Annotated in this window: 25 protein-coding genes; 1 reads left to right on the top strand and 24 read right to left on the bottom strand. The window is 35.0% G+C overall.

Annotated features, from left to right (window positions below; genetic code table 11):
* Positions 1-145 precede the first annotated feature (145 nt).
* The 15 genes from ACYIAQ_RS00545 to ACYIAQ_RS00475 all read right to left on the bottom strand — a co-directional run bounded on the left by ACYIAQ_RS00545 (position 146) and on the right by ACYIAQ_RS00475 (position 14193).
* The gene (locus tag ACYIAQ_RS00545) at positions 146-922 is read right to left on the bottom strand and encodes a DivIVA domain-containing protein (RefSeq protein ID WP_483562158.1); all 777 of its coding nucleotides are present in this window, start codon (positions 920-922) and stop codon (positions 146-148) included.
* Positions 892-1584 carry a YlmH/Sll1252 family protein gene (locus ACYIAQ_RS00540; RefSeq protein ID WP_483562157.1) on the bottom strand — a complete coding sequence of 231 codons (693 nt, stop codon included), beginning with the start codon at positions 1582-1584 and terminating at the stop codon, positions 892-894. Before ACYIAQ_RS00540 ends, ACYIAQ_RS00545 begins: the two co-directional genes overlap by 31 nt.
* Positions 1585-1866: 282 nt before the next feature.
* Positions 1867-2169: a YggT family protein gene (locus ACYIAQ_RS00535; RefSeq protein ID WP_122018094.1), complete on the bottom strand. Its 303-nt coding sequence runs from the start codon at positions 2167-2169 to the stop codon at positions 1867-1869.
* Positions 2169-2606 (bottom strand): cell division protein SepF, encoded by a 438-nt coding sequence (locus ACYIAQ_RS00530; RefSeq protein WP_483562156.1) that lies wholly within the window; start codon positions 2604-2606, stop codon positions 2169-2171. The genes ACYIAQ_RS00535 and ACYIAQ_RS00530 overlap by 1 nt, the downstream gene beginning before the upstream one ends.
* A 14-nt stretch (positions 2607-2620) precedes the next feature.
* Entirely contained in the window at positions 2621-3937 is a 1317-nt protein-coding gene (gene ftsZ, locus ACYIAQ_RS00525; RefSeq protein WP_483562155.1) for a cell division protein FtsZ, read from the bottom strand.
* Positions 3938-3952: 15 nt separating this feature from the next.
* A complete protein-coding gene (gene ftsA / locus ACYIAQ_RS00520) occupies positions 3953-5311 on the bottom strand; it encodes a cell division protein FtsA (protein WP_483562154.1) in 1359 nt (452 codons plus the stop codon).
* A 62-nt stretch (positions 5312-5373) separates the two neighbouring features.
* Positions 5374-6225, bottom strand: coding sequence for a cell division protein FtsQ/DivIB (locus ACYIAQ_RS00515; protein WP_483562153.1), 852 nt, complete (start codon positions 6223-6225; stop codon positions 5374-5376).
* Between the two features lie 22 nt (positions 6226-6247).
* Positions 6248-7348, bottom strand: a complete 1101-nt coding sequence (gene murG / locus ACYIAQ_RS00510; protein ID WP_483562152.1) for an undecaprenyldiphospho-muramoylpentapeptide beta-N-acetylglucosaminyltransferase — start codon at positions 7346-7348, stop codon at positions 6248-6250.
* Between the two features lies 1 nt (position 7349).
* Complete coding sequence (gene murD, locus ACYIAQ_RS00505; RefSeq protein ID WP_483562151.1) at positions 7350-8729, bottom strand: UDP-N-acetylmuramoyl-L-alanine--D-glutamate ligase; 1380 nt, start codon at positions 8727-8729, stop codon at positions 7350-7352.
* Between the two features lie 5 nt (positions 8730-8734).
* Positions 8735-9694, bottom strand: coding sequence for a phospho-N-acetylmuramoyl-pentapeptide-transferase (gene mraY / locus ACYIAQ_RS00500; RefSeq protein WP_122018087.1), 960 nt, complete (start codon positions 9692-9694; stop codon positions 8735-8737).
* A 6-nt stretch (positions 9695-9700) separates the two neighbouring features.
* Positions 9701-11866: a penicillin-binding transpeptidase domain-containing protein gene (locus ACYIAQ_RS00495; RefSeq protein WP_483562150.1), complete on the bottom strand. Its 2166-nt coding sequence runs from the start codon at positions 11864-11866 to the stop codon at positions 9701-9703.
* Positions 11866-12228: a cell division protein FtsL gene (gene ftsL / locus ACYIAQ_RS00490; RefSeq protein ID WP_122018085.1), complete on the bottom strand. Its 363-nt coding sequence runs from the start codon at positions 12226-12228 to the stop codon at positions 11866-11868. Before ftsL ends, ACYIAQ_RS00495 begins: the two co-directional genes overlap by 1 nt.
* A 13-nt stretch (positions 12229-12241) precedes the next feature.
* Positions 12242-13189, bottom strand: coding sequence for a 16S rRNA (cytosine(1402)-N(4))-methyltransferase RsmH (gene rsmH / locus ACYIAQ_RS00485; protein WP_122018084.1), 948 nt, complete (start codon positions 13187-13189; stop codon positions 12242-12244).
* Positions 13190-13192: 3 nt separating this feature from the next.
* Entirely contained in the window at positions 13193-13624 is a 432-nt protein-coding gene (gene mraZ / locus ACYIAQ_RS00480) for a division/cell wall cluster transcriptional repressor MraZ (RefSeq protein WP_122018083.1), read from the bottom strand.
* A gap of 242 nt (positions 13625-13866) precedes the next feature.
* Complete coding sequence (locus ACYIAQ_RS00475) at positions 13867-14193, bottom strand: DUF3397 domain-containing protein (RefSeq protein ID WP_122018082.1); 327 nt, start codon at positions 14191-14193, stop codon at positions 13867-13869.
* 99 nt (positions 14194-14292) lie between these two features.
* On the opposite strand from ACYIAQ_RS00475, the gene ACYIAQ_RS00470 reads away from it, so the two are divergent.
* Positions 14293-14433, top strand: coding sequence for a DUF4044 domain-containing protein (locus ACYIAQ_RS00470; RefSeq protein WP_122018081.1), 141 nt, complete (start codon positions 14293-14295; stop codon positions 14431-14433).
* Positions 14434-14460: 27 nt separating this feature from the next.
* Here ACYIAQ_RS00470 and mreD read toward each other — a convergent pair whose 3' ends face one another.
* The 9 genes from mreD to ACYIAQ_RS00425 all read right to left on the bottom strand — a co-directional run bounded on the left by mreD (position 14461) and on the right by ACYIAQ_RS00425 (position 24889).
* Entirely contained in the window at positions 14461-14994 is a 534-nt protein-coding gene (gene mreD, locus ACYIAQ_RS00465) for a rod shape-determining protein MreD (protein WP_483562149.1), read from the bottom strand.
* Positions 14994-15845: a rod shape-determining protein MreC gene (mreC, locus tag ACYIAQ_RS00460; protein ID WP_122018079.1), complete on the bottom strand. Its 852-nt coding sequence runs from the start codon at positions 15843-15845 to the stop codon at positions 14994-14996. Before mreC ends, mreD begins: the two co-directional genes overlap by 1 nt.
* A 50-nt stretch (positions 15846-15895) precedes the next feature.
* The gene (locus ACYIAQ_RS00455; protein ID WP_122018078.1) at positions 15896-16900 is read right to left on the bottom strand and encodes a rod shape-determining protein; all 1005 of its coding nucleotides are present in this window, start codon (positions 16898-16900) and stop codon (positions 15896-15898) included.
* A 97-nt stretch (positions 16901-16997) separates the two neighbouring features.
* Positions 16998-17621, bottom strand: a complete 624-nt coding sequence (locus ACYIAQ_RS00450; RefSeq protein WP_483562148.1) for a JAB domain-containing protein — start codon at positions 17619-17621, stop codon at positions 16998-17000.
* 38 nt (positions 17622-17659) lie between these two features.
* Positions 17660-18337 (bottom strand): HAD family hydrolase, encoded by a 678-nt coding sequence (locus ACYIAQ_RS00445; protein ID WP_483562147.1) that lies wholly within the window; start codon positions 18335-18337, stop codon positions 17660-17662.
* Positions 18318-19595 carry a bifunctional folylpolyglutamate synthase/dihydrofolate synthase gene (locus ACYIAQ_RS00440; RefSeq protein WP_483562146.1) on the bottom strand — a complete coding sequence of 426 codons (1278 nt, stop codon included), beginning with the start codon at positions 19593-19595 and terminating at the stop codon, positions 18318-18320. Before ACYIAQ_RS00440 ends, ACYIAQ_RS00445 begins: the two co-directional genes overlap by 20 nt.
* A 1-nt stretch (position 19596) precedes the next feature.
* Entirely contained in the window at positions 19597-22236 is a 2640-nt protein-coding gene (locus ACYIAQ_RS00435) for a valine--tRNA ligase (protein ID WP_483562145.1), read from the bottom strand.
* Positions 22237-22507: 271 nt separating this feature from the next.
* Positions 22508-23725 carry a tRNA uracil 4-sulfurtransferase ThiI gene (gene thiI, locus ACYIAQ_RS00430; protein ID WP_483562144.1) on the bottom strand — a complete coding sequence of 406 codons (1218 nt, stop codon included), beginning with the start codon at positions 23723-23725 and terminating at the stop codon, positions 22508-22510.
* Between the two features lie 6 nt (positions 23726-23731).
* The gene (locus ACYIAQ_RS00425) at positions 23732-24889 is read right to left on the bottom strand and encodes a cysteine desulfurase family protein (protein ID WP_483562143.1); all 1158 of its coding nucleotides are present in this window, start codon (positions 24887-24889) and stop codon (positions 23732-23734) included.
* Between the last annotated feature and the right edge of the window lie 249 nt (positions 24890-25138).

Here is a 25138-nt window from a genome sequence, read left to right as displayed (position 1 = left end):
TTGAGCTTATTAAGCTCCACTTATAATTGCATATCGTGCAATGACGCAATAAACCAATAAGACAGCTGATCAATCTATGGTATCTTTGACTAGCCTCCCACCATCGCTAATTCGCTGAGTCTACCTCAATTTTACTATCGGTCTATTAATTGTGATTCTTATAATCATCAGGAAAAATAAATGAATTTGCTCCTGAATCATTATCGTGCACATCGATCGTTGTATTATTAGAACTATCGCCCTCCATTGGGCGCAGCTCATCATTATCAATGTCTTCACCAAAGTTTACTTCATTTGGGTTATCATTGTCAACCTCATCATCTTCGTCATCAACATCTTCCTCAGCAGAAGTTAAAGTTAACGGTTCCCCACCATCTTGTGGATAGAAGCGCTCAGTTCCAAAATATTTATCAAGTGCTTTTTGCCACTGTTCATCGTTTAAATTATCAATTGCTTGCTGCAATAACTTTTGAATGTAGCTTCGATAACTTGCCGCTTCTTCTTTAACATGTTCATAATCGGCCTTAATTGTTTGAAGTTGCTGTTTTTGATAATCAGTGTCGACCTTAGCTTGAGCAATTTGATCGTTAGCATTTTGCGTAGCTTCATCAACAATTTGTCGCGCTCTTACCTGTGCCTGGGCAATTGTTTCTTGTGCAGCTCGTTGAACTCTTTGGTAGTCTGCTACTTGTTTATTCAAACTATCAATTTGTTGCTGTGCCTCACTTTGATTTTGTTTCAATTGCAATATTTCATTTTTTAAATCTACAGTTTGATCAAGAGTATCACCATAATCATCAACAATTTGATCTAGAAACTGATCAACATCATGTCTATCATAACCACTTAATCCTCTTTTTTTAAATTCCACATCATGAATATCCATTGGAGTTAATTTCTTCTGTGTTTCTTTGTTTGCCAAAGTTTCAGCACCACCTTGTATTTACCTTTTCGGGTTATTAAAATATCTAAAATTTGACTTCTACCAAAAAATCTCAAACTTAGAATATCATCTTTTTTTACTATTATATTAGAATCAATCACATGATGCCAATTTAATTTAATTAAATTATTTGCAAAAGCATCCTTCATTTGTCTTCGACTATGACCACTAATTCCAGAAAGAACTGCATCAATCCTAAGAGAAGATGTGATAATTACTACTTCCTTACTATTATCTTTTGGCAATAACACTTGAGAAAGTTTAACTGACTTAATTTCCACTTTGGTTTGGCCAATTCTATTAATTTCCTTCTCAAAAAAAGGCAATAGCTCTTTTTTAACCATAAATTGCCAATTTCCGTTACCATCCGTGATTATATCACCAAAAGTATCAGTTTCAACACCGGCATTGGCTAGAGTCCCTAATATCATGCTATGATTTAATCGAGCAAAGTTTGATGGATAATTAATTTGACAAATCGCAATTTGAAAATCGAAAATTGATCGTTTAGACTTTTTTGGAGTTAAATAGAGCCTCCTTTTTTCGGCTCTATTGTAACCACCATATTCTTGAACATAAATTTCAGTCCCTGCTATTGCTTTTAGCATTGCAATTTGCCCAGGATCAAGAAAATCAGTCAAAATGATTTCATTCCTAAACGCAACATTATTAAAAAAACTAATTATCTTGTTATTAAACTTGTGATCAGACTGTTCATATTGACTTAAAATATTTTTAGCATACTGTTGCTGTCTCTTTAATTTTTCTAAATTCGTTCTAATTCACCAACTTTAATTCAATCTTTGAACTTTTATTTGTCAACAATCTACCTGAATTTAAAATTCTTTTTATAAAAAAAAGTCACCCCAGTAACAACTGAAAAGACTTCTTTAACTTTATTAAGTTTATAAAATAGTATGTTCCTAATTAACTAGTCTTAGTAAAATATTGGCTATCCAAATGATAACATGATCTTGTACAAAATAAAGTAGTAATAGTCCTAATATGAAAGATAAATCTAACCCAGTTGAGCTAGATAAGCTTTCAATTGGTCCTTTACGAAAAATACTCAAATATGGTTCAATCAAACGATCAATTAACCGACCTACAGTTGAATTCCTCATAGCTGGAACCCAACTCATAATCGCATCAATTACCATTATAATACTATATATCCAGATTAGTTGCCGAATTAGGGTTATTACACTATAAATTACTGTTGTCATTAACTTAGGTTATCTTTCTTGTCAACTAAATCGCTAATTTTACCATTAGTCACAAATTTAGGTGGTGTAGCTAAAAAAATCTTATCTCCAATTCGTTGAATTTCACCACTAAGAGCATAAACAGTACCAGTAATAAAATCAACAATTCTTCGCGCTGAAGCATCTTCCATGCGACTAAAGTTAATAATCACAGCCTTATCATTCAATAAATTTTGAGCAACATCTTTTGCATCAGAATACACACGCGGTTCATAAAGAACAATCTTACTTTTAGTAGAACTTATCCCAGATTTAATTGAGACAACTTTATCATGATCAACTCCGTTAGTAATAGCCGTATTCTCTTCATCAACAGATTGATCTTCAAGATAATCTTCGTCATTAATCATCTCATCATCAGAAACGCCAAAAAATTTACCTATTTTACTAAAAGCCATTCTTCTGCCTCCTATTAATTTTCACCACGGTGTTTAAAAAAAGGTATATCATCTGTATCATCATCCATCGCACTTGTTTCAATTTGTGAGATACTACTTTGATCATCTACATCAAAAGGACTTTGATTTTCATCTTGATCAAGATTTAATGGGGTTGTTCTTCTGCTTTCCTGATCCTCACTGTTTAACCCCCATACGCTTGTAGGATCAACCATTGACTTATGCTTAGGTGCAGTCTTGACTTGCTCTGAAGGTGGCATTGTAGTTGGTTGTGGGACTGTTGAAACATTATCATCTGAACTTTTTGTTTGTTCAGCTTGCACTTTAATTTGATGACTCCGTCCAGGTAACTGTTTGGATGCTTCTTCTTCCGCTTGAGAACTAATTCCAGTTGCAATTACAGTAACAACTACCTCATCACCTAGGTTAGGATTAATAGATGTTCCGAAAATGATGTTAACATCGTCACCAGCAGCTTTAGAAACTATTTCCGAAGCATCTTGAGCTTCAAACAAAGTCAAATCAGGACCACCTGTAATATTAAGTAACACTTGCTTAGCACCGTCAATTGAAACTTCTAATAAAGGTGAGGAAATAGCTAACTTAGTAGCTTCTACCGTTCTATTTTCACCACTAGCACGACCAATCCCCATCAAAGCAGCACCTTGGTTAGCCATAACTGTCTTTACATCTGCGAAGTCCAAGTTAACATAATCAGTTGAAGTAATCAAATCTGAAATACCTTGAACACCTTGTTTTAAAACATTGTCTGCTTCTTTAAAGGCATCCATCATCGGAGTTTTCTTGTCAACCATTTCAAGTAATCGGTTATTTGCAATAATAACTAATGTATCAACATATTGTTTTAATTGTGAAATTCCTTCAGCAGCGTTCTTTGAACGTTTAGGGCCTTCGAAAGTAAAAGGACGTGTCACAACACCAACGGTTAACGCTCCGGTTTCACGTGCAATTTTAGCAACAACTGGCGCTGCACCTGTACCAGTTCCACCACCCATTCCAGCTGTAATAAAAATCATATCTGCACCCTTTAGTGCATCTTCAATTGTTTGTTCACTTTCTTCAGCTGCCTTTTGACCAACTTCTGGATGCGAACCAGCTCCCAAACCTCTCGTTAATTTTGGCCCTAATTGAATTTTGGTTTCAGCTTTATTACTATTAAGAGCTTGTACATCAGTATTGGCAGCCACAAAGGATACCCCTTGAACACCATCATCAATCATTCGATTGACTGCATTACCACCTGCGCCGCCAACACCAATGACTTTGATGACAGCATTTTTATTGTCGTCTGAGTCAAATGTAAAATCCATCTATATTAACCACCTTTAATCAAAGAACTTCTTGAAGAAACTCTTAATGCCTTTTTCCTTATTATCTGTATTACTTTTTTTCTTGCTTTGCGACTTGTGTTCTCGCTTCAGCAACTCACGTCTATTATATTCTTCTTTTACTTTTGTTTCATCTGTAGTATTCACTCTTTTTAAATTTTTAGTCAGTCGTGAATCGGATTCAGTAACTTGTCCTAGAGAGTTTTTACCGTAAATTGCATCAATAACTAAAAAATCAATATCAGACATTTTATAAGCATAGTTGACAATACCATATGCTGCTGAATAAACAGGATTACGCATTCCAATTTGATCTGGCTGATAAATACGCGTTTTTACATTAAGAGTATCGGAAATTATTTTATCTGTTCCCTGTAGTAAACTATTACCGCCAGTAATTACAATTCCTCCAGGTAACTTCAATGCATCATGCTTGACCAAACCTTTTTTGATTCTATCAACTATTTGAATAATCCTAGCATTAATAATTTTACTTAAATAAACTTCGTCAACCATTTGTTGCCCATTAGTGCCAACACTATTAACAGCAAACTTATTCTTAACAGAGGCAAGATTGGGATCAGCATAACCATAATCTAACTTTAATTGATCAGCATCTTTTTTCGAAGTACTTAAAACAGTAGAAATATCATTACTAATATCACCACCGCCCTCAAAGTCAATATTTGCATACTTGATCTGACCATTGTGTATGACAGTAGCTGTGGTTACACCTCCACCTAATTCAAGGATAATCGATCCAAAAGTACGCTCACTTTCGTCAAGAGCTACACTAGAAATAGCAAGAGGGGTTGGTATAAAGAAATTGTTTTGATAACCCGCACGTTCAATTGCCTTTTTTATATTATGCAAAGGGCTAGCCGGTGCAGTTAGCATAATACCTTGAACTGATAGTGAATGAGCAATCATTTTACGCGGATCATCAACTTCTGTTTTGCCATCAATCAAGAAACGACTTGGTAAAAAAGCAATTGGTTCCCGTTCATTCTTAACGGCGGATCGAATTGATGCACGAATAACACGCCTAACATCATTATTGCCAACTTCTTGGCCATTATCACTAACGTTAATCAAATCACTTGCTGCTTCTAACTGTAACATTCCTACTGGAATACCAGTTACAACACGATAAATATTTGCATTAGTTTTTTTGGCGATTTCTTTTAAAGCTTTACTAATTGCACTTGCAGTTTCATCGATGTCAACAATGTTTCCATGTCGCATACCTTTATTTGGTACCGCTACTGCACCAATCACTTTTCCTGACTCAGCAACTACAGCCTTCACACTTGTAGTTCCTAAATCTAAGCCCACCAAAAGATTTGTATTGTCCAAAAATTAACCCCCCGTCGATAATCTTTTCAAAAATTTTACCATAAAATAAACATATTTTCAGCCTACAAAATACCGTAAACTCTCTTTTCATTTGCAGTTAGGGGACGACTATATGCCCCTACTTCTAAATCGATTAAACTTTCTTTTCCAGCTTTATCTTTTATATCATTATAATACTTTAGTTTGCTTTTGAGTGTGTCAATATTACCAATAACAACATTGTTATCTTTCATGACGAAAATAACTTGTGACTTTCTTCTGGTCTTTCCACTTAAAAGTTTAATCTGATCACGAAATTCTTTTGGTAAACTATTAAATAAATGTAGATTGTTTTTCAAAGACACTTCGTGATTATAACCAATAAAAATCGGCTGATTTCGGCTGATTTTATTCCAAGGCAATAACTGCGATCCTAAGTTTCCATTAATTAAAATTTTACGATATCCCATCTCTTTTTTTATGTAGCCTATTGTTTGGTATTCGTTAATTCTTAAAGTTAACTGGTTAAAATTACTAATATTTATCTGTATACTCTTAATCTCAGGATAATGGTGCATCAATTTATATTTGATATTGCTTTGATGTAAAAGATAATCAATTACCTTATCACTTGCTTTGATTTCTGATGTCTGTACTACATCTTTTACAGGAAGATCAGTTTCACCAGTAATTTTCACACTATTAACATTTGCCAGAGGCGAAATATAGTAACCAAGCATAATTAGTGCAATAAATGAAACAACAAAAATCAACCCCAATTTTCTGACCAAAGCTGTCTTACGTTCATTGCGCAATTTAGAAAGCGAGGCAGAAACCTTGGTTCTTTGTTTATTCTTAGTTTGATTAGACTGATAGTTTAAATAGCGTGATAATTTTTCTTGAGGGTCAATTTTTGTTACACGTTTTTTTTTCAACTACCTCACCTTCTTATTCCAGTTATTTAGAGATTTCCTTCATAACTTTAATTACTTGATCTGAAGCATCTGGGACGCCCAATTTTTTAGAAGCATCACTCATTGCATTAGCATATTTGCCGTCAAGTAAAATATGATCAATTGAAGAAATAAAATTATTAGGATTCAAGTCATTTTCAGCAATGACAATGGCAGCTCCAGCTTTTTCTAAATCCAGTGCATTTTGCATCTGATGGTTATGTGTTACATTAGGACTTGGTATGAGAATTGCAGGCACTCCGAGAGCAGTAAATTCAGCAATACTCGTTGCTCCAGACCGTGAAACAACGCACGTCATCTTGGGTAATAATGCAGGCATATCATTGACGTACGGTAAGATTTTTATATTATCTCCATAATCAATGCCGGTCAATTTTGCTTTAACTTTATCATAATAAAGCATCCCAGTTACCCAGATAGTTTGATATGGCTTATGTTTTAACTTTATTATGGACTTTAGCATTATTTTATTAATAGCCAAGGCTCCTCGTGAACCTCCAAAAATCAACACCGTTGGTCTTGGAGAATTTAGTGACGAGCGAATATTATAATCTTCAGAAAATAAACTTAGTACCTGTTGAGAGCGCGGATTCCCAGTTTTCACCAACTTTTTCTTTTCAGTGAATTGTTTAGCAGCATCATCAAAAGTGTAGCAAATTTTATCAACATAATGGCCCAAAAATTTGTTAGCAATACCAACCACTGAATTTGATTCATGAATCATTGTTGGGATATTCATTTTTGCAGCTGCAAAGACAAGCGCGCTACTGACATAGCCACCGGTCCCCATAACAACATCTGGTTTAAATTCACTAATGATTTTTTTGGCAGTTTTAGTTGCCCTAACAAACATTTTAAGTGTTGAAAAGTTAGTCATTATATGTTTGCGACTGAACCCTTGAATTTCAATTGTACTAAAATTAACACCAGCATCTGGAACAATCTTAGCTTCTAAACCGTTTTTTGTTCCAACAAACAAAATTTCATCATTTGTTGCTAATTTACGCTCCTTTAACCTTTCAATAATCGCCATAATCGGATAAATGTGGCCACCAGTTCCACCACCTGTAAAAATAACTCTCATTTTATTTAGTCTTCAGTTCCTTAATAAATTTTATAAAATAATCGCCGCGTTCTTCGAATGTTCTAAATTGATCCCAAGAGGCACAAGCTGGGGAAAATAACAGAACATCACCAGATTCACTAACCTGATATGCTTCAGGTACTGCTTCTTGTAAAGTATCTTTAATAATAATTTGTTCAACGCCAGCTTTACGGGCAGCATCTGCCAATAAATATCGAGTTTCACCATACAAAACAGCAACTCTAACATGTTTTTTTATAAGTGGAACAAGTTCATCAAAACTAAAACCTCTATCTAACCCTCCAGCTATCCAAACTTCTGGTTCATTAAAAGAAGGAATTGCTACTGATGCAGCTTCGATATTGGTTGATTTAGAATCATTATAAACCTGGCGTCCTTCAAGTGTCATCACATATTGTAAGCGATGTTTAGCACCAGCAAAAGATGCTAATATAGTACGTATATCATCAAGGTTAGCACCCATTATCAAAGAAATTGCACTAGCAACTAAAGCATTCTGCTGATTATGAAGTCCTGGTAACTTCATATCACTCGTCTTCATAATTTTTTCTTTTTTGCTTTGCAAATAATCATCTGCAATAAAAAAATCAGCTGCATTTTCTTTTTCTGAAAAAGTCAAAATATGTGCTTTAGAAGCATTTTTTTCCTGAATCAAAATATCTTTTTGATCATAATTTGCCAAAAAATATTGCTCAGAAGTTTGAGTTCTGGTGATATTTAACTTAGCGTTCACGTAGTTGCTAAATGATTTATGATAATCAAGATGTACATTATTATAAATATCAACAATTGCCGCCACTTGGGGTCTAATATCACTTACACCTAATAGTTGAAAACTAGATAATTCAACTACTAGAACATCATCTTTAGTTGAATAAAGAACAACTTCAGAAATTGGGACACCAATATTTCCAACGGCATATGCATGGTGCCCGTACTTTTTCAAGTGATGGTCGAGGATTTGCTGTGTAAGCATTACAGTCGTTGTTTTACCATTGGACCCCGTCACTCCGACATACGGCGTATCGCTTACATTTAAAGCAATCTGTGGTTCTGTAATAATTGGTATCGCAACTTCTTGCGCCTTTTTTACCATCGGATTATCATACGAAATTCCAGGGTTTTTAACCAAAAAATCAAATTGCTCATGGTCAAACAAATTAACAGGATGAGTTCCGCTAATAATGCGAACCCCAAGATCACGTAATTTTTTTGCATGTTCGTTATTTGTCAGATCCGCTTGATCATTTAATGTTAATTTAGCCCCAAGTTTAAGGAGTAGTTTACTAACTGCAAAACCACTTTTTCCTAATCCAAGAACCAGAATATTTTTATTTTCATAAGTTTTGATTTGCTTCATTTTGTTTACCCCCAAATCATAAGATACAAGATACTTCCTAGTAATCCAACTATCCAGAAAATAAAATCAACTTTCCATTCTGAATATCCCAGCATTTCAAAATGATGATGAATTGGAGTCATTTTGAAGATTCGTTTTCCAGTAGTTTGAAAAGAAATGACTTGCAAAATTACACTTGCAGTTTCACAAACAAAGACAATTCCTATTAGTAACAATGACCATGGGCGATGTAAGAATATGCTGACAGCAGCTAGTCCTCCACCAAGAGCTAATGAACCAACATCTCCCATAAAAATCTTGGCTGGCTTATGATTGAAAACGAAAAATGCTAGTAGGCCGCCTAATACGCTCATACAAAATATTAAAACTGCTAAATTTTGTTGTTTAAACGCTAAAACTGCATAAGTTCCATAAGCAATTACTGACAATCCGGTGGCTAATCCATCTAATCCGTCTGATAAGTTCACTGCATTTGAAAAACCAACCAACCAAAAGACAATAAACACAATAAATAAAAAAATATTGCTGACAACACCAAAAAATGGCAAATAAAGACTAAATTTGAAATGATCAGCAGTCGCAAGTACAACTATCAGTAATGCAATTAAAATCTGAAGAGTAAATTTTTGCCAAGCTTTTAATCCTAAATTACGCTTATAAACAAGCTTTATACCATCATCAAGAAATCCAATTAAGCCATAACCTAATAAACTTAACACCAATATTAAAATCAATTTACTAAATTCATGCTGCCATAATACAACCCATAACGTTGAAACGACAGAAGCAAGTACAAAAACAATACCACCCATTGTTGGTGTTCCTGATTTTTTCTGATGCCACTTAGGACCTTCATCACGTATTTCCTGTCCTTCATGGTGTGATCGCATCAAAATGATCATCCATGGTAAAAGAAGACTTGTAATTACTAATGAACTGACTAATGCTATGATGCTAATAAGCATAAGGTGCTACTCCTTTAATTTTATCTTTATTTTATCTTTTGACTTAATCGGTAATTTTGGCAAAATACTCTGATCTTGAACCCTGCCTGACCCACTAATAATTAGATTTAGATCAGTTAATTCAGAAAATTGATGAAGATCATCAAGTGTCCAACCTTTCATATTTGGACAAATCATTTGCCCTGAAGTTTTAACAAATAGCCGTGACCCAGGCAATTCTTTTTTACCAGGAAGATAAGCCTGTGCCGTTATTTTATCACCCTTACCAATTTTTTCTAGTTCAAGGCCAACCTGATTCGCTTTTTTTACAGCATCAGAATAATTCAGCCCTTTAAAATTGGGTACCTTAACATATAGTGAACTATTCAGTCCACTTTGCGACATTAAAATAATTCTCTTCATTAGGGGCTTGAAAATAGATGCCAAAATCACTTCAGCGGGTTTACTCATTCTGCGTGGTTGTTTCATTGTAATATAGATACAATAACGCGGATTTTTGGCTGGCGTAACACCAACCACCGAAAAAATATAATTACTATCACCTTTTAAATAGCCTCCGCCTTTAAGATTGGCGATCTGAGCTGTACCAGTTTTAGCTGCAATACTTTCATGATCAATTCTATAAATTGATCCAGTACCAATGCGCTTATTCAAAACCTGCTTCATGTTAGACAAGACTACTTGCGCAGTTTCAGGAGAAAATACAGGCTGGCCAACTTTTTTAATTTGATAATTAGTGATTGTTTTCCCTGTTGGATCGCATGTTTTATCAACAAATTGCGGTTTAACCATTTGTCCATTATTTGCCAAACTACTGAATGCCTGCATCATTTGCATTACATTAACATTTACACCTTGACCAAAACTAGTTACTGCCTGATCAATTGGTGAATTAAAAGTCAAAAAACCTGGTTGCTCGCCCGGCAAAGTTACTCCTGTTTTTTGACCAATACGGAATTTTTTCAAATAGCTATGCCAAGTCTTGGCCCCCATTTGTTGTTCAATATGAACAAATCCTGTATTGCTAGATCGCGCAAATGCTTGTGAAAATGGTATACTTCCCCAGCCATGCGCCTGCCAGTCATGAATAGCTGAACCTTTAACTACCACAGAGCCAGAATTGTAATATTGATTAGGATGATAATTACCACTATTAGTAGCGGCTGCTAGTGTTAAAACCTTAAATACTGATCCAGGTTCAAAAGTGTCCTGAATCAAGATATCACGATATGAGTGACTTAAATTTTTTTTCGTTTGCGGATTGAATGTTGGTCTTTGTGATGCAGCTAATACTTTACCAGTTTTTAAATCTTCCACTACTGCTGTCATTGATACAGGGTCGTAGTTTTTTTGAACATAAGTTAACCTACTTTCCAGATAAGTTTGTAGCTGTGAGTCAATAGTTAAGTAAATATTATTTCCATCAACTGGTGCTTTGTATGTTTGAACACTGTTTGGCGCTTGATAATTTGCAGCATCAACCGATGAAATTTGATAACCATCCCTACCAGACAAAGTATTATCATACCATGCCTCAAGTCCCATAGTTCCTACCAAATTTTCTTTTTTGGTCTTCTTATTATATTCTGGAGTTGCTAATCCAATCACATGAGAAGCAAAATTACCATTTAAATAGAGTCGAGACTGTGTCTCAAAAAATTTGATTCCTGGCAATTTCATCTTTTCAATTTTATCCTTTTGTTTCTTATTTAAACCAATACCAGCATTACCAAATTGTACTTGAAAAGCTGGATGTATTGGAGACAAATAATGTAAAATTTGATTTTTGGATAAAGGCAGAACTTGAGCTAATTTTTCAGCTGTTATTTCTTTATTTACAACATATTCCGGTTTGTTTTTGTAATTAATTGACGACTTATCCAAAATGGCATAAACAGTATACAATTGAGAATCTTGCGCAACTGCTAATCCATTGCGATCATAAATCGTTCCACGATTTGCTTTTAATACTTGATTGCGCATATACAACTGTTCAGTTTTCTGATTTAAATTTTGACCATTAACAGTTTTAGATATTCCAATATATAAAAATCTACCCATAAATACAAGAAAAACCAAAGCTACAGTTACCTGAAAATATCTTCCAACTGTAAAACGGTATCTGTGAGCTTTGGATTTTTGTGATTCTAAATTTATAACGCGTTTTTTCATTAGCGAATAGTCCTAATATTTTTATCGATTAAAGTCAACCCATTGTTACGAGCAATCCTGTTCATTCTACTAGTCGAAGTTAACTCTCCCATTTCCTGACGTAAATCGCTAACTTGACTCTGCTTTTTTTCAACTAAACGCTGTACACTGGTAAGTTCATGCTGGGCTGATGTTGCAGAAATACTAGAAGAAACTAAAATAGCCATTAAAACAACTGTAATAATTGCTCCCACAGTCAATAAAGTCTTCTCAAAAACAGACCAAGAAACTTGATGATAATCAAGAACTTGCCGCTGCCTATTTTGTGGTTTTGGCTTTTCATTAGGATTAAATTCTATTTTTCTTGCTAAACTATCAGCCATTGCTTTTCCCTCTTCACAATTTTTCTGCTACCCGCAACTTGGCACTGTGTGAGCGGTTATTATTTTTTAATTCTTCATCTGAAGCAACAATTGGTTTTCGATTAACCAAACGCATTCTTGCTTTTAAAGTATCTGGTATCATTGGCATTCCCCTTGGAACTTCAACTTCAGAATACTTTTTAAAAATACTTTTGACGATTCGATCTTCGTCGGATTGGAAAGTAATTACACTAATTCTGCCACCCGGCTTTAGTAAATCAATTGCCTCTTCAAGTGATTCATTTAATACTTCGAGTTCATGATTTACAGCTACACGTAAGGCTTGAAAAGTTTTCTTTGCAGGATGTCCACCGCTACGACGAACATACGCCGGAATAGCTTCTTTAATTATTTCCACTAGCTCAAAAGTTGTTTCAATCGGCTTTTTTTGTCTGCTTTCAATGATTTTGTGAGCAATTTGACGTGAAAATTTCTCATTACCATATTTATATAAAATATTTGCTAAGTCTTTTTGACTTGTTTCATTTACCAGTTGATATGCATCGAGGCTTTGCCTCTGATCCATTCGCATATCCAGTCTGGCATCAAAGCGATACGAAAATCCACGTTCAGCTTGATCAAATTGTGGAGAAGAAACTCCTAAGTCATAATAGATACCATCAATACCATCTTGATAACCTAGCTTAACCAGATTCACATTCAGATGGCTAAAATTATCGTGTACCAATTTTAATTGCGGACCAGTTTTCGAAGCTAATAAATTAGCAAAGTTTAACTTTGCTGAATCTATTGCATATTGATCTTGATCAAAACCGATTAACGTTCCTCTATCAAGTTTACTTAACAAGTACTTTGCATGTCCGCCTCCACCAAAGGTTGCATCCACATAAAGCCCATCATTTTTTGGTTTTAATTCATTAATTGTTTCGTGTAAGAGTACACTGGTGTGTTTGAATTTCATAATTTATAGTTCAATATTATCAAAATCTTCAGCAATGTCATCATAATCTTCGTTAGCCTGTATGCTAAAATCTTCCCAACGATTTTTTGACCAAATTTCTATTCGATCTGAAACGCCAACAATGACACATTCTTTAACCAAGGAAGCGTGATTCTTTAATGTTGTGGTCAGATTGACACGCCCTTGTTTATCGAATTCACACTCCATCGCACCAGAATAAAACAAACGTGTAAAACTACGTGCATTTCTCTTAGTCAAAGGAAGTTGTGCTAATTTGGCTTCAATTTTCTCCCATGCCTCAGTGGTATAGCCGAATATACAGCCCTCCATTCCACGCGTAAAAATCATCTTGTCACCAATCTGACTTCGTAAACGAGCAGGTATAATTAAGCGTCCTTTACTGTCAAGATTGTGATGATATTCACCCATGAACATGGCTTAGCCTCCTTCCTAAGAATAATTTACCACAATTCACCACTTCCTACCACTTTTTTAGTAATAAAAGATGAATTATTTAATTTTTTATTTTGAAATAAGTAAATTACCTTTATTTTTCAACTTTTTTATTTAAGAAAAATGTGGGGGTCTCATTGTTTCTAAATAAAAAACTGCTAAACTAATACTTTTAAAAAGCAAAATTTAGCAGTTTTTTTATTTTATGTTCGAATTACTTAGAGTTAGATCATCATAAATAACAAGCCAAGATACCAAAATATTGTATTGACAGTAAGATAATCCCAAATTTGACGGATTAATTTAATTAAAGAAATATTTTTATTTTTAATTGCTTCAACAGCAGCTAAAATCACAATCAGAATAAAAAAAGTGAAAAAGCCATAAGGCAAGAATTCTGGCTTATCTTGCTGAACCGAAATTAAGTGACATGCCATAATAAAAAATAAAGGTAAAACATCATATCCTCTAAATTTTGCTTTTGGAAAAAAATGAGCTAGTCCAAAAGCAATAATTAATCCAATTAGCGGTAGTAAAAAAATATAAAGCATATTGCACCTCGATAATTTAATTATGCCTCTTATTGCTTTTCCTAATTGAAAAAAATAATCAAGTAGAATAAAATATTGTTCAAATAGGAGGACGAATTTATGGCACGTAGACATAAAAAGAAAAGATCAAAATTTCAAAGACTAACAATTGTAATGGCTTGGTTAATGGCACTCATTACCTTGGTAGGCATTATTATGCAGGCAGTTAGTTCATTAGCTAGCATGGGAATGCTAGGATAAAAACGTGAAGGCAGTGGCTTCACGTTTTTATTGTTTGTAATTATCAAGATTAACCATAAAGGGATAATTACTAGCCAAAACGTCCCAAAGTTTGTAAGTAATTATTGTAAATAAAAGCGACCAACAAAGAGTAGGTATGATGCTTGTAAGTAGTTTGGTAACCGAAATACTACTAATGCCGACCAAATTTATAATCATCCAAGTATAAGAATCAAGCAAAATTACAGTTAACAAAACAACCAGAATCCTAACCCAAAAAACTTCTGGCAAAAAACGAGCTATCCGTTGTAATCCCCAGCAAATAATTGGTAAAGAAATAGTATAAATGCCAATGATTCCAAAATAATACAAATCAGCAATAATTCCACTACATAGGGAGAGCCAAATTTCATTTTTATTTGTATCATCAAATAATGCAATCAGCATAATACCAATTGGCATCAACAAATTAGAACCACCTGTATTGGCAAAAAATTGATGCAAGAAAAAAGAGAGACTCGCATTAATAACTAAGGCAACATATAAAGCAAATGCCAAGGTGAATTTCTTGAAGACATGCATTACTCTGCTACCTTTCTTTTTATCACAGTAACAATAGACGGATCATTTAATTCACCAGCTGGATTAATTTTTATCAAATTAGACAAACCAAAAGTATCATGTGTTGTAGTAGCAATTGAACCAATTAACAATCCTTTTGGTGAATTCCCCCCCATACCACTTGTATATACTTTGATTCCAGCTTTAAGCTTATGAGCGTCAATTGCTTGAGTAAAGGCTAAAGTATTAGATCCAATTACAGTGATAACTCCATGAACTTTTTTTCCATTAGTCGCTTCCGCTTCAACCGCAAAACGATTTGCTGATTTATCACTAGTTGTAATTAATTCAACTTTAGCAGAAGCAGCATTAGTTTCAACAATTCGTCCAATCACACCACCACCTGACATGACTGCCATGTTTTTTTGTAAACCTGAAGTAGTACCTTTATTGATCACCAGCAAATCAAGCCAGCTATCTGGTGAACGTGAGATAACTGAAGCCTGTACCGTGTCATAGTCGGTCATTGTTTGTTTTACTTTTAATGCTGCCTTTAATTGTTGGTTCTCCGCTTCAAGCGCTTGATTGCGGGTTTTAGTCTGTTGTAATTCAGTTACACGACTCTTTAAATAATTGTTTTCATCTTGCGTTTTTAATAAATCATAAACACTGTTTAAATTACCTGAAACTATGCTAATCGGAAAATTAACTATTCTGGTACCAACTGCTACAATATCATTTCCAAAGCTTTGTATAAGTAATGGTGTATTTCGATTATTACGTAAACTTACGCTACCACCTATGATGGAAAAAGCAATAATAATAACTATACAGACTGATAATAATTTTTTATTTTGTAAAAACTTCTTCATATGGAATTTATCCCTAAAGAAAAGTCGGCAAAAATAGCCGACTTTCAAGATTATCTGCGACTTTTGCGCATTAGTTCAATGTTTTTAAGAGATTTGCCAGTCCCTAACGCAACACAATCAAGTGGATCCTGAGCAATAAAAACTGGGACTTTAGTTGCTTCTGAAATAACATCTGGTAAATTCTTCAGCAATGCTCCACCACCGGTTAAAACAATCCCATGGTCAATAACATCTGCCGCAATTTCTGGAGATGTTTGTTCAAGTGTCTCTTTAATTGCCACAATGATATCCTGAACAACATCTTGAATAGCATTAGCAACATCAACAGCTTTTACATCAACAGATTTTGGCAAACCACTAACTAAATCACGACCACGAATATTAATCGATTCAATATTCGTGGCTTTTTCAACTGAAGCCGAACCAATTTGAATCTTAATATCTTCAGCAGTACGCTCTCCAATTAACAAATTAAAATTAGAGTGCACATAGTTTATAATTGCAGAATTAAACTTATCTCCAGCCTGCCGAATTGATGTAGAGGAAACAATGCCACCAAGTGAAATTGTGGCAACATCTGTTGTACCTCCACCAATATCAACAACCATGGATCCAGTAGGATCCATGACTGGAAGCCCAGCACCAATAGCAGCAGCAAAGGGCTCTTCAATTACAAAAGCTTCACGAGCACCAGCAACCCTCGCAGCGTCAATGACAGCACGCTTTTCTACCTCGGTTACACCCGATGGCACACAAATCATTGCTGAAGGCTTAGCATTTCCCACTGTTTTCTCAATAAAGTATTTTAACATGGCAGCCGTAGTATCGTAATCTGCAATCACTCCATCTTTCATTGGTCGAATGGCAGCAATATTAGCTGGCGTTCTGCCGATCATTTCACGAGCTTCTGAACCAACTGCGATCACTTTATCAGTTTGAGTGTTTTTTGCCACAACAGAAGGTTCTCTAAGAACAATTCCTTTTCCTTCCATATAAACAAGAGTATTGGCTGTACCCAAATCGATACCAATATTTTTAGCTCCTAATCCAAACACGAAAATCTCTCCTTAATAACTGCAGTCTCTAAATCTTGAATAATTATAGCATAAAGTACGGTTTAAAATAGATTTCCGAGTTAAGTTTTAGATGATTTTAAAATAATTGTTTCTCTTTCAAGCTGAGATATTTGCCTTTACCGACAATAAAATGATCTAAAAAATCAATGTGCATTACTTGAGAAATTGATATTAAGCTCTTAGTTAATTCAATATCACTCTTAGATGGTGACAAATTACCACTAGGATGATTATGAACAACAAAAATTCCTGCACAAGCATATATCACGGCCCAACGAAAAATTTCCCGTGGATGCGCAATTGACTTATCTAAGGTTCCACGAAATAGGCACTTTTCTGCAATAATATGATTACTGTTATCAATATACAGAACCCATAATTCCTCCTGTTGATGACCTGCCAACTTATCCATTAAATACATCCCTACTTCATTGCTGGAGGTCAAAATAGCCTCACGATCAGGCACAGCTAATCTCAATCTTTCAAGCAAATCTTCACAAATAATTGCAAGATCATCATCACAATTAGCGCCAGAAAGATAAGCAAACAGATCACTAAAACTATTCACTTGAATTTCTGTAAGTTTTTTAATTAACTCATCAAATCGACTAATTCCATTATCATTCAGTCGATTAAATAAGTTACACAACAATTCCATATCTGTGTCTACGCAAAAGTGACTGGATTTGATATACTTCATTAAATCATTCCTTTCACTAATTAGATACGTAGAAAAGACTAAATTTTTTCTAAAAACTCATCAAAACTTGAACAAACAACTACTGCACTATCCTTATCTTGATTATTTGCAGGCAATAAATTAGGAATCATTACACACTTTATTCCAGCACTAGTAGCAGATTTCACTCCAGAAGAAGAATCTTCAAAAGCAAGTAAATTACGTTTGGGTAATCCCATTCTTTCGGCAGCTAAAAGATAAATATCTGGTTCTGGTTTTGGCTTGATATGATTTCTATAAATGTCAGCAGAATTCAAATGAAAATCAAAGTAATTTCGAATACCAGTTACCCACAAATTATGTTCAACTACTTCCTCTGTATTACTTGTCACGATTGCCATCGAAAGTGCAAGATGCTGAAAGCAATCCAAAGCTCGCTGAACTCCGGGAAGTAACTTTAATTTACCCTCATCAGTCCATTGCCAAACCAATTCATTTGTACGTTTAATAAAACGATTCCGTTGCTCATAGCTACTAAAATAGCGATGATAAAAATGATTCATTTCATCTTCTGATGACCCAACAAGTTTTAAATAAAGATCATCTGGAACATTAATATGAGCTTCTTTAGCAGCCACTATATTAGCTTGCCAATACAGCTTTTCAGAGTTCATCAATAATCCATCCATATCGAACAGAATTCCCCTAACACGCTCGTTAATCCCTTGAACTTTCATTTGATTCCTCCAGCTGCAAAATATTACCAACTAGGTAAAATGATCCCGTAACTACTAGTATATCATTTGATTTACTCTCATGTTTTAAGGAAGCATATGCAACTTTCCAATCTAGCCAATAAGGATATTTATTTTTGATTTTTTTCGGAAAATCTTCCAATTTAGCGGCACGTGGATAATCAATCGTTGTTATATTTACCCGATCCGTTTCTTTGAACAAAGAAAAAATAGGATCCAGATCTTTATCCCGCATTATCATAATTAAAATTCTCACTGTAGCTTTACGCAAATTTTGCTGTTGATGAACAAAATTCAGCAAATTTTTCATTGCTTGCTGATTATGCGCCCCATCTAAGATAATTAAAGGTTGGGCCTGTAATATTTGATAACGTCCTGGAATTACAGTTTGATCAATCGTATCTATAATTTGCCTATCTGATAGTTGTAGCTGCAATAAAAAAAAGGCCTTAAGTGCAACAGCAATATCATAACTTTCTACCTTAGGTCGTGGTAAAAAACTAAGATGATGCTCATTATCTTGATAGATCAACTTTTTATTAAGAAAAATTTTAAAATTTTGCCCCAATTTATAGCATGCAGCATGTTGTTTAACCGCCCTTTTATTAATTATAGGCATAACTTCTCGTGGAATATTCCCCACAACTAACGGGCGATTTTTTTTAATTATGCCACTTTTTTCATAAGCAATATCTTGAATAGTCGGACCGATAATTTTCTCATGATCCAATCCAATTGTAGTAATAATGCTGACCTCTGGAATAATTACATTCGTTTTGTCATGTTGACCACCAATGCCAACTTCAATGACCGCAAAATCACATTTTTCCTTGGCAAAGTATACAAAGCCCATAACAACTTCATATTCAAAGGTTACTAATGAAAAATCCGGGTCAAGTTTTCTTATTTTATATAGAGCATTTTCAATTTGATTAGCTGTTTTAAGCATGGCAGAATCTGTCATGTTTTTACCATCAATTTGCATTCGTTCACCAAACTCAAACACATAAGGTGAAACAAAAAGGCCAGTCTTTTGACCGGCCTTTTCTAGCAAATGGCTTAAATAATACGATGTCGACCCTTTACCATTAGTCCCTGTTACGTGAATTGTTTTAACCTGGTCTTGTGGATCACCGAGGACATGTAAAATTTTTTGAATGTAACTTAAATTGGATTTAGAGTGTTTTTTAGGTAGAGCATATAAATATGACAAAAAGGTTTTCGTATTATTAAAAATCACTTTATTCACTCTTCTTCAATTCTTTAATTCTTTGCCGTACACTATCAAGTTGACTTTCATAATCGGACAACTTTTCTTTTTCCTTGTCGATAACAGCTGCTGGTGCATGTACCACAAAGCCCTGATTACTCAACTTCTTTGTAGCCCGTTCCACCTCAGCTTCAAGATCTGTTTCTTCTTTTCTCATCTTCTTAATTTCATCTTCAACATTAACTAAATCAGCTAAGGGTATAAAAATTTGCGCTCCCGAAACAACGGCGGTTTTAGCCAATTTAGGCGCTGAAATTTTAGTTGCAATAGTTAATTCTTTTGGATGCAAAAAGTTTTTAACATAGTCAGAATTATCTGTTAAAATGTGTTCATTTTTTGCATCTTCTAATTGAATCATGATATCAATAGAAGATGATAACGGTGCATTAACTTCCATTCTAATATTACGAACAGCCTTAATAATTTCAATTAAGAAAGCCATATCATGCTGAGCAGTATCATTAACAAATTCATTATGTTGTTCAGGGTACTTAGCAACCATAATTGACTTACCATCGTGTGGCATTGACAACCATAATTTTTCAGTTACAAACGGCATGATTGGATGAAGTAAACGTAAAATCTGATCAAGAATCCAAATTAAATTATCTTGCTTTCTAGCCTTTAATTCCGCATTATCTCCATTTAATGCAACTTTGGAAATCTCAATGTACCAGTCACAAAAATCATTCCAAATAAAGTTATACAATTCTCGGCCAGCTTCACCAAACTTGTATTCATCAAATAGCCGAATGACTTCACTAACAGTGTGATTCAATCGATCAAAAATCCAACTATCCGATAAATCAAACTGCTTAGTATCAGGTAAATGTGCCGGCTGCGAATCTTCTGGTAAATTCATGATTACAAATCGAGCAGCATTCCAAATTTTATTTATGAAGTTCCAAGCAGCAGATAATTTTTTTGGATTATAACGTGTATCTTGGCCTGGTGCTGTTCCATTAAGTAAAAACCAGCGTAAAGCATCGGCACCGTACTCATCAACCACATCCATTGGATCAACACCATTACCCAGAGATTTACTCATCTTTCTACCTTGTTCATCACGAATTAAACCATGTAAAACAACATCCTTAAATGGGCGCTCATGGGTAAAGTGCAAGCTTTGAAAAATCATTCGTGATACCCAGAAGAAAATAATATCATAACCAGTAACCAAGGCATTAGTTGGAAAATAGCGTTTAAAATCGGCAGCATCTTCATCTGGCCAACCCATTGTCGAAAATGGCCACAAAGCGCTTGAGAACCATGTATCTAAAACATCAGAATCCTGATTCCAGTTTTCTTCATCCTTTGGTGCTTCCTCACCAACATACATTTCACCAGTCTTTTTATTGTACCAAGCAGGAATTCGGTGACCCCACCATAGCTGACGAGAAATTACCCAATCATGAACATCTTCCATCCAATGCTCAAGTGTTTGCTCAAAGCGTTCAGGAACAAAATTGACCTTATTTTCAGTTTTTTGATTTTCTAGAACTTTCTCAGCCAACGGCTTCATCTTTACAAACCATTGTGTTGATAAACGTGGTTCAACTTGAACACCAGAACGTTCAGAATGACCAACGGAGTGAACAATTGGTTTAACTTTAATCAAATAGCCTTGATCCTTTAATTCATTAACCAGGGCCTCACGGCAGTCAAAACGATCCATTCCTGCAAATTTTCCAGCATTTTCATTCATCGTACCATCATCATTCATTACGTTAATGCGTTCTAAATGATGACGATTTCCTACTGCAAAATCATTTGGATCATGTGCTGGGGTAATTTTAACTAGTCCAGTCCCAAATTCAGGATCAACGTGTTGATCTTCAATAATCGGAATTTTACGACCTACTAGTGGCAATACCAATTCTTTACCAACAATATTTTTGTAACGTTCATCACCATGTGCAACAGCAACTGCTGTATCTCCAAACATAGTTTCTGGCCTAGTTGTCGCAATTTCTACAAAGCCCGAACCATCAGCGAATGGATATTTAATATGATAAAAAGCTCCTTTATCATCCTGATGAATAACCTCAATATCACTCAAAGCCGTTTGCAGTTGTGGATCCCAATTAATAATATATTCACCGCGATAAATTAAACCTTCATTATATAACTGTACAAAGACCCGTTTTACAGCTTTCGATAGTCCCTCATCTAAAGTAAAGCGTTCACGCGAATAATCAAGGGATAGCCCCATCTTGGCCCACTGGCCTTTAATAATATTTGCGTATTCATCCTTCCAGTCCCAAACTTGTTTTACAAAGGCTTCACGGCCCATTTGGTGACGATCTTTTCCTTGCTTACGCAATTTTGCTTCAACTTTAGCTTGTGTCGCAATTCCAGCATGATCCATGCCTGGTAAATATAAGGTATCATAGCCCTGCATCCGTTTTAAGCGGATTAATGTATCTTGAATTGCGGTATCCCAGGCATGTCCCAAATGAAGTTTTCCTGTAACATTTGGCGGTGGAATAACAATTGAATATGGATGTGCTTTTTTATTACCCGATGGTTTAAAAAGATCCTGATCAAGCCATTCTTGATACCGACCTTCTTCAACTTCATGGGGATCATATTTAGGTGCTAGATCTGTCATAATTTTTCTCCCAATAAAAAAATCCTAGACAAATTGTCTAGGACGATTTAATTTAACCGCGGTACCACCTAAGGTTAAGCAGGTTAAAACCTACTTCTCTTAACAGTGATAACGGTTAACCTACCGAATCAGCTTACTATTAGTTCAGCCAATCAGCTTAATCAAGCTACTGATTAACCTTCATTCGGCTTTTCACCAACAATGAGCCTTTCTCTATTTATAAAGTTAATACCCTCTTGATTATTGCTTTGAATGTATTATAGCATGTTTTTTATAGCAATGCAGTATCTTCCTTAGCTTTATTAGCTAAGAATTTATCGCCAGGATAAATAGTAGTTATTTTCATACCATCGAGAGCTCGGTTGACCAATGCTGCAATGTCAAGGCGAGATTCATATTCACGAGCCTTATCAATTCTTGGCTTGGTCTTTGGACGAGGTGGCGCAAAAATTGTGCAACAATCCTCAAACGGCTGGATCGATAAATCAAACGTTCCGATCTGTTCAGCTAAACGAATAATTTCAGTTTTATCCATCGTTGCCACTGGGCGCACAACAGGAGTAGTTGTTATATCATTAATTGCTGCCATCGATTCCAATGTCTGAGATGCAACTTGCCCGATAGATTCACCATTAAAAATCGCTAGACCTCTTCTTTTTGCACGGATTTGATCGGCTAAGCGCAACATAAATCTGCGTTGAACCGTCATTAGATAACCTTCTGGTAATTTTTCTTTAATAGTTTCTTGAATTTCAGCAAATGGTACAGCAATAAAATTAATTCGCCCAGAATAATTGGCTAAAATTCCAGTCAATTCCTTAGCTTTATTTAGTGCTTTTTCAGTAGTGTATGGTGGACTATAAAAATGGATCATATCAATGTCTACACCACGTTTTAAAGCAAGATATGATGCAACTGGCGAATCAATTCCCCCGGATAGCATCATAACTGCGTGACCGCCAGTGCCTACAGGCATGCCACCGGCACCATGAAGCAACTGGTTAGAAATATATACCGCATCTTGGCGCACCTCAATACGTAATACCAAATCTGGATGCTTCATTTCTACTTTCAAGCCAGTCATATTTTTAAATAAATAATCACCAATCATTAGGTTTAATTCATTAGTGTCATAAGTAAAATGATGATCACTTCTACGGGTATTAACTTTAAAACTCATGCCAGCTTTAAAAGTTTCTTTCATTAATGCAAGTGAAGTTTCCCTAATGGCATCTAGCGTCTTTTCTACTTTAATAGTTGGTGAATACGTTTGAATTCCAAAAACTCTTTTTAGCCGTTGATCTATTTCAGTAAAAGGTGCGTCATTTAATACAATATGCATTCTATCGTGACGTGGATGAATTTCAACTTGCGGAAAGTCACGTAGAACTTTAGTTACATTTCCAGCAAGCCGTCCGATAAAATCCTTCCTATTTTTTCCTTTTGTTGAAAGCTCACCATAGCGAACCATAATTTCAGTATATTTCATTACTTTTTATTCTCCTAAATGATTAATTGGGGCGAAATGTTGGTAAATTTTATCAAAAACTTTAATAAATTCATCAGCTTCTTCAATAGTGTTTGTCTCATCAAAACTCAACCTAATTGCACCTGTAGCATCCTTATCATCGACATGCATAGCAACTAATGTACTAGCTTCTTCACTTTTGGTAGAAGCACAAGCTGAAGTAGTAGAAGTATAGATATCATGCTCTTCTAATGTATGAACTAAAGTTTCACCGCGAATACCTTCAAGCGCAAAACAAAGAATATGTGGAGCAAAGTCAACTGAACTCTGTGAAAAAATCTTAATCCCAGGTTTGTTTTGTAGATAATCAACTATTCTTTGTTTGATTGTTACCTCGAGGTTGGCCTTCTGTACCTCATTTTCTAAAAGTAACCGTATAGACTTAGCCATACCAGCGATTGCAGGCAAGTTTTCAGTTCCTGAACGTAAACCCTTTTCTTGTCCACCACCATCATGTAGTGGAAAAATCATCTTACCACGTTTTTTATAAAGAATTCCTGTTCCACGAGGGGCATGAAACTTATGCCCTGACAAGCTAAATAAATCTACGCGTGGTGTAAAAACTCGCGACCAAATATTTTTACCAAGAGCCTGAACATTGTCAACATGAAAGCTAATAGTCGGGTAATTATCTAACAAGTCACTAATTTCTGCAATTGGTTGAATCGTTCCAATTTCATTATTAACTCCCATGACTGACACTAGCGTAGTATTTGAATCAATAGCGTTACGAAGATCCGTAACACTAACGCAACCTCGTTTATCAACTGGCAAACGCGTAACCTGAAAGCCAAGACTTTCTAAAGTTGTAAACGTATTGGCCACTGAAGCATGTTCAACACTTGACGTAATGATATGTTTACCAAATTCGCGTTTTTGCAATGCGGTTCCTTTAATTGCCCAGTTATTTGATTCCGTCCCGCCAGAAGTAAAGAAAATTTCATCGGGTTTAGTTCCTAAAAGATTAGCAATTTGGTTACGCGAACTTTCCAACAATTGAAATGCACGGTCTCCAAGTTTATGTAAGCTAGACGGATTGCCCCAAATAGTTTGTACTACCTGCTCATAAGTTTCTAAAACCTTTGAATCAATCTTAGTTGTTGCGCTATTATCAAAATATATCATGTAATAAAATCATCCCTATGTATTTCTGTATTTTTCGCTCAACAGCGATGTTTTGCAACATAATTAGCTTCGTATAAATTCACTTTAATTCGAGAAAAATCGATATTTTTGTCCCTTTTGTGTTCCCAAAATTATCTGCATCAGTATAATTAACATTTGGGGTCATCATGTGCATAGTGGCTTATTTATTTGTTGAAACTTGAAAAAAGATATCATGTAATATTACCTATCTCCATCAGCAACACTAAT

The sequence above is a fragment of the Lactobacillus sp. X-49 genome, from assembly GCF_057063645.1.
The sequence above is the reverse complement of the archived record's forward strand: the minus strand, read 5'-3'. Positions and strand labels throughout refer to the sequence as shown.

Bases quoted from the DNA above. Each gene is read 5' to 3' on its own strand.
- ACYIAQ_RS00530 (WP_483562156.1), bottom strand. From the start codon at position 2,606: ATGGCTTTTAGTAAAATAGGTAAATTTTTTGGCGTTTCTGATGATGAG.
- ACYIAQ_RS00450 (WP_483562148.1), bottom strand. From the start codon at position 17,621: ATGAAGTATATCAAATCCAGTCACTTTTGCGTAGACACAGATATGGAA.
- mraZ (WP_122018083.1), bottom strand. From the start codon at position 13,624: ATGTTCATGGGTGAATATCATCACAATCTTGACAGTAAAGGACGCTTA.
- mraY (WP_122018087.1), bottom strand. From the start codon at position 9,694: ATGCTTATTAGCATCATAGCATTAGTCAGTTCATTAGTAATTACAAGT.
- ACYIAQ_RS00445 (WP_483562147.1), bottom strand. From the start codon at position 18,337: ATGAAAGTTCAAGGGATTAACGAGCGTGTTAGGGGAATTCTGTTCGAT.
- thiI (WP_483562144.1), bottom strand. From the start codon at position 23,725: ATGAAATATACTGAAATTATGGTTCGCTATGGTGAGCTTTCAACAAAA.
- ACYIAQ_RS00495 (WP_483562150.1), bottom strand. From the start codon at position 11,866: ATGAAAAAACGCGTTATAAATTTAGAATCACAAAAATCCAAAGCTCAC.
- murG (WP_483562152.1), bottom strand. From the start codon at position 7,348: ATGAGAGTTATTTTTACAGGTGGTGGAACTGGTGGCCACATTTATCCG.
- ACYIAQ_RS00470 (WP_122018081.1), top strand. From the start codon at position 14,293: ATGGCACGTAGACATAAAAAGAAAAGATCAAAATTTCAAAGACTAACA.
- ftsZ (WP_483562155.1), bottom strand. From the start codon at position 3,937: ATGGATTTTACATTTGACTCAGACGACAATAAAAATGCTGTCATCAAA.
- ACYIAQ_RS00435 (WP_483562145.1), bottom strand. From the start codon at position 22,236: ATGACAGATCTAGCACCTAAATATGATCCCCATGAAGTTGAAGAAGGT.
- ftsL (WP_122018085.1), bottom strand. From the start codon at position 12,228: ATGGCTGATAGTTTAGCAAGAAAAATAGAATTTAATCCTAATGAAAAG.
- rsmH (WP_122018084.1), bottom strand. From the start codon at position 13,189: ATGAAATTCAAACACACCAGTGTACTCTTACACGAAACAATTAATGAA.
- ACYIAQ_RS00535 (WP_122018094.1), bottom strand. From the start codon at position 2,169: ATGACAACAGTAATTTATAGTGTAATAACCCTAATTCGGCAACTAATC.
- mreD (WP_483562149.1), bottom strand. From the start codon at position 14,994: ATGCATGTCTTCAAGAAATTCACCTTGGCATTTGCTTTATATGTTGCC.
- ACYIAQ_RS00475 (WP_122018082.1), bottom strand. From the start codon at position 14,193: ATGCTTTATATTTTTTTACTACCGCTAATTGGATTAATTATTGCTTTT.
- ACYIAQ_RS00425 (WP_483562143.1), bottom strand. From the start codon at position 24,889: ATGATATATTTTGATAATAGCGCAACAACTAAGATTGATTCAAAGGTT.
- mreC (WP_122018079.1), bottom strand. From the start codon at position 15,845: ATGAAGAAGTTTTTACAAAATAAAAAATTATTATCAGTCTGTATAGTT.
- murD (WP_483562151.1), bottom strand. From the start codon at position 8,729: ATGAAGCAAATCAAAACTTATGAAAATAAAAATATTCTGGTTCTTGGA.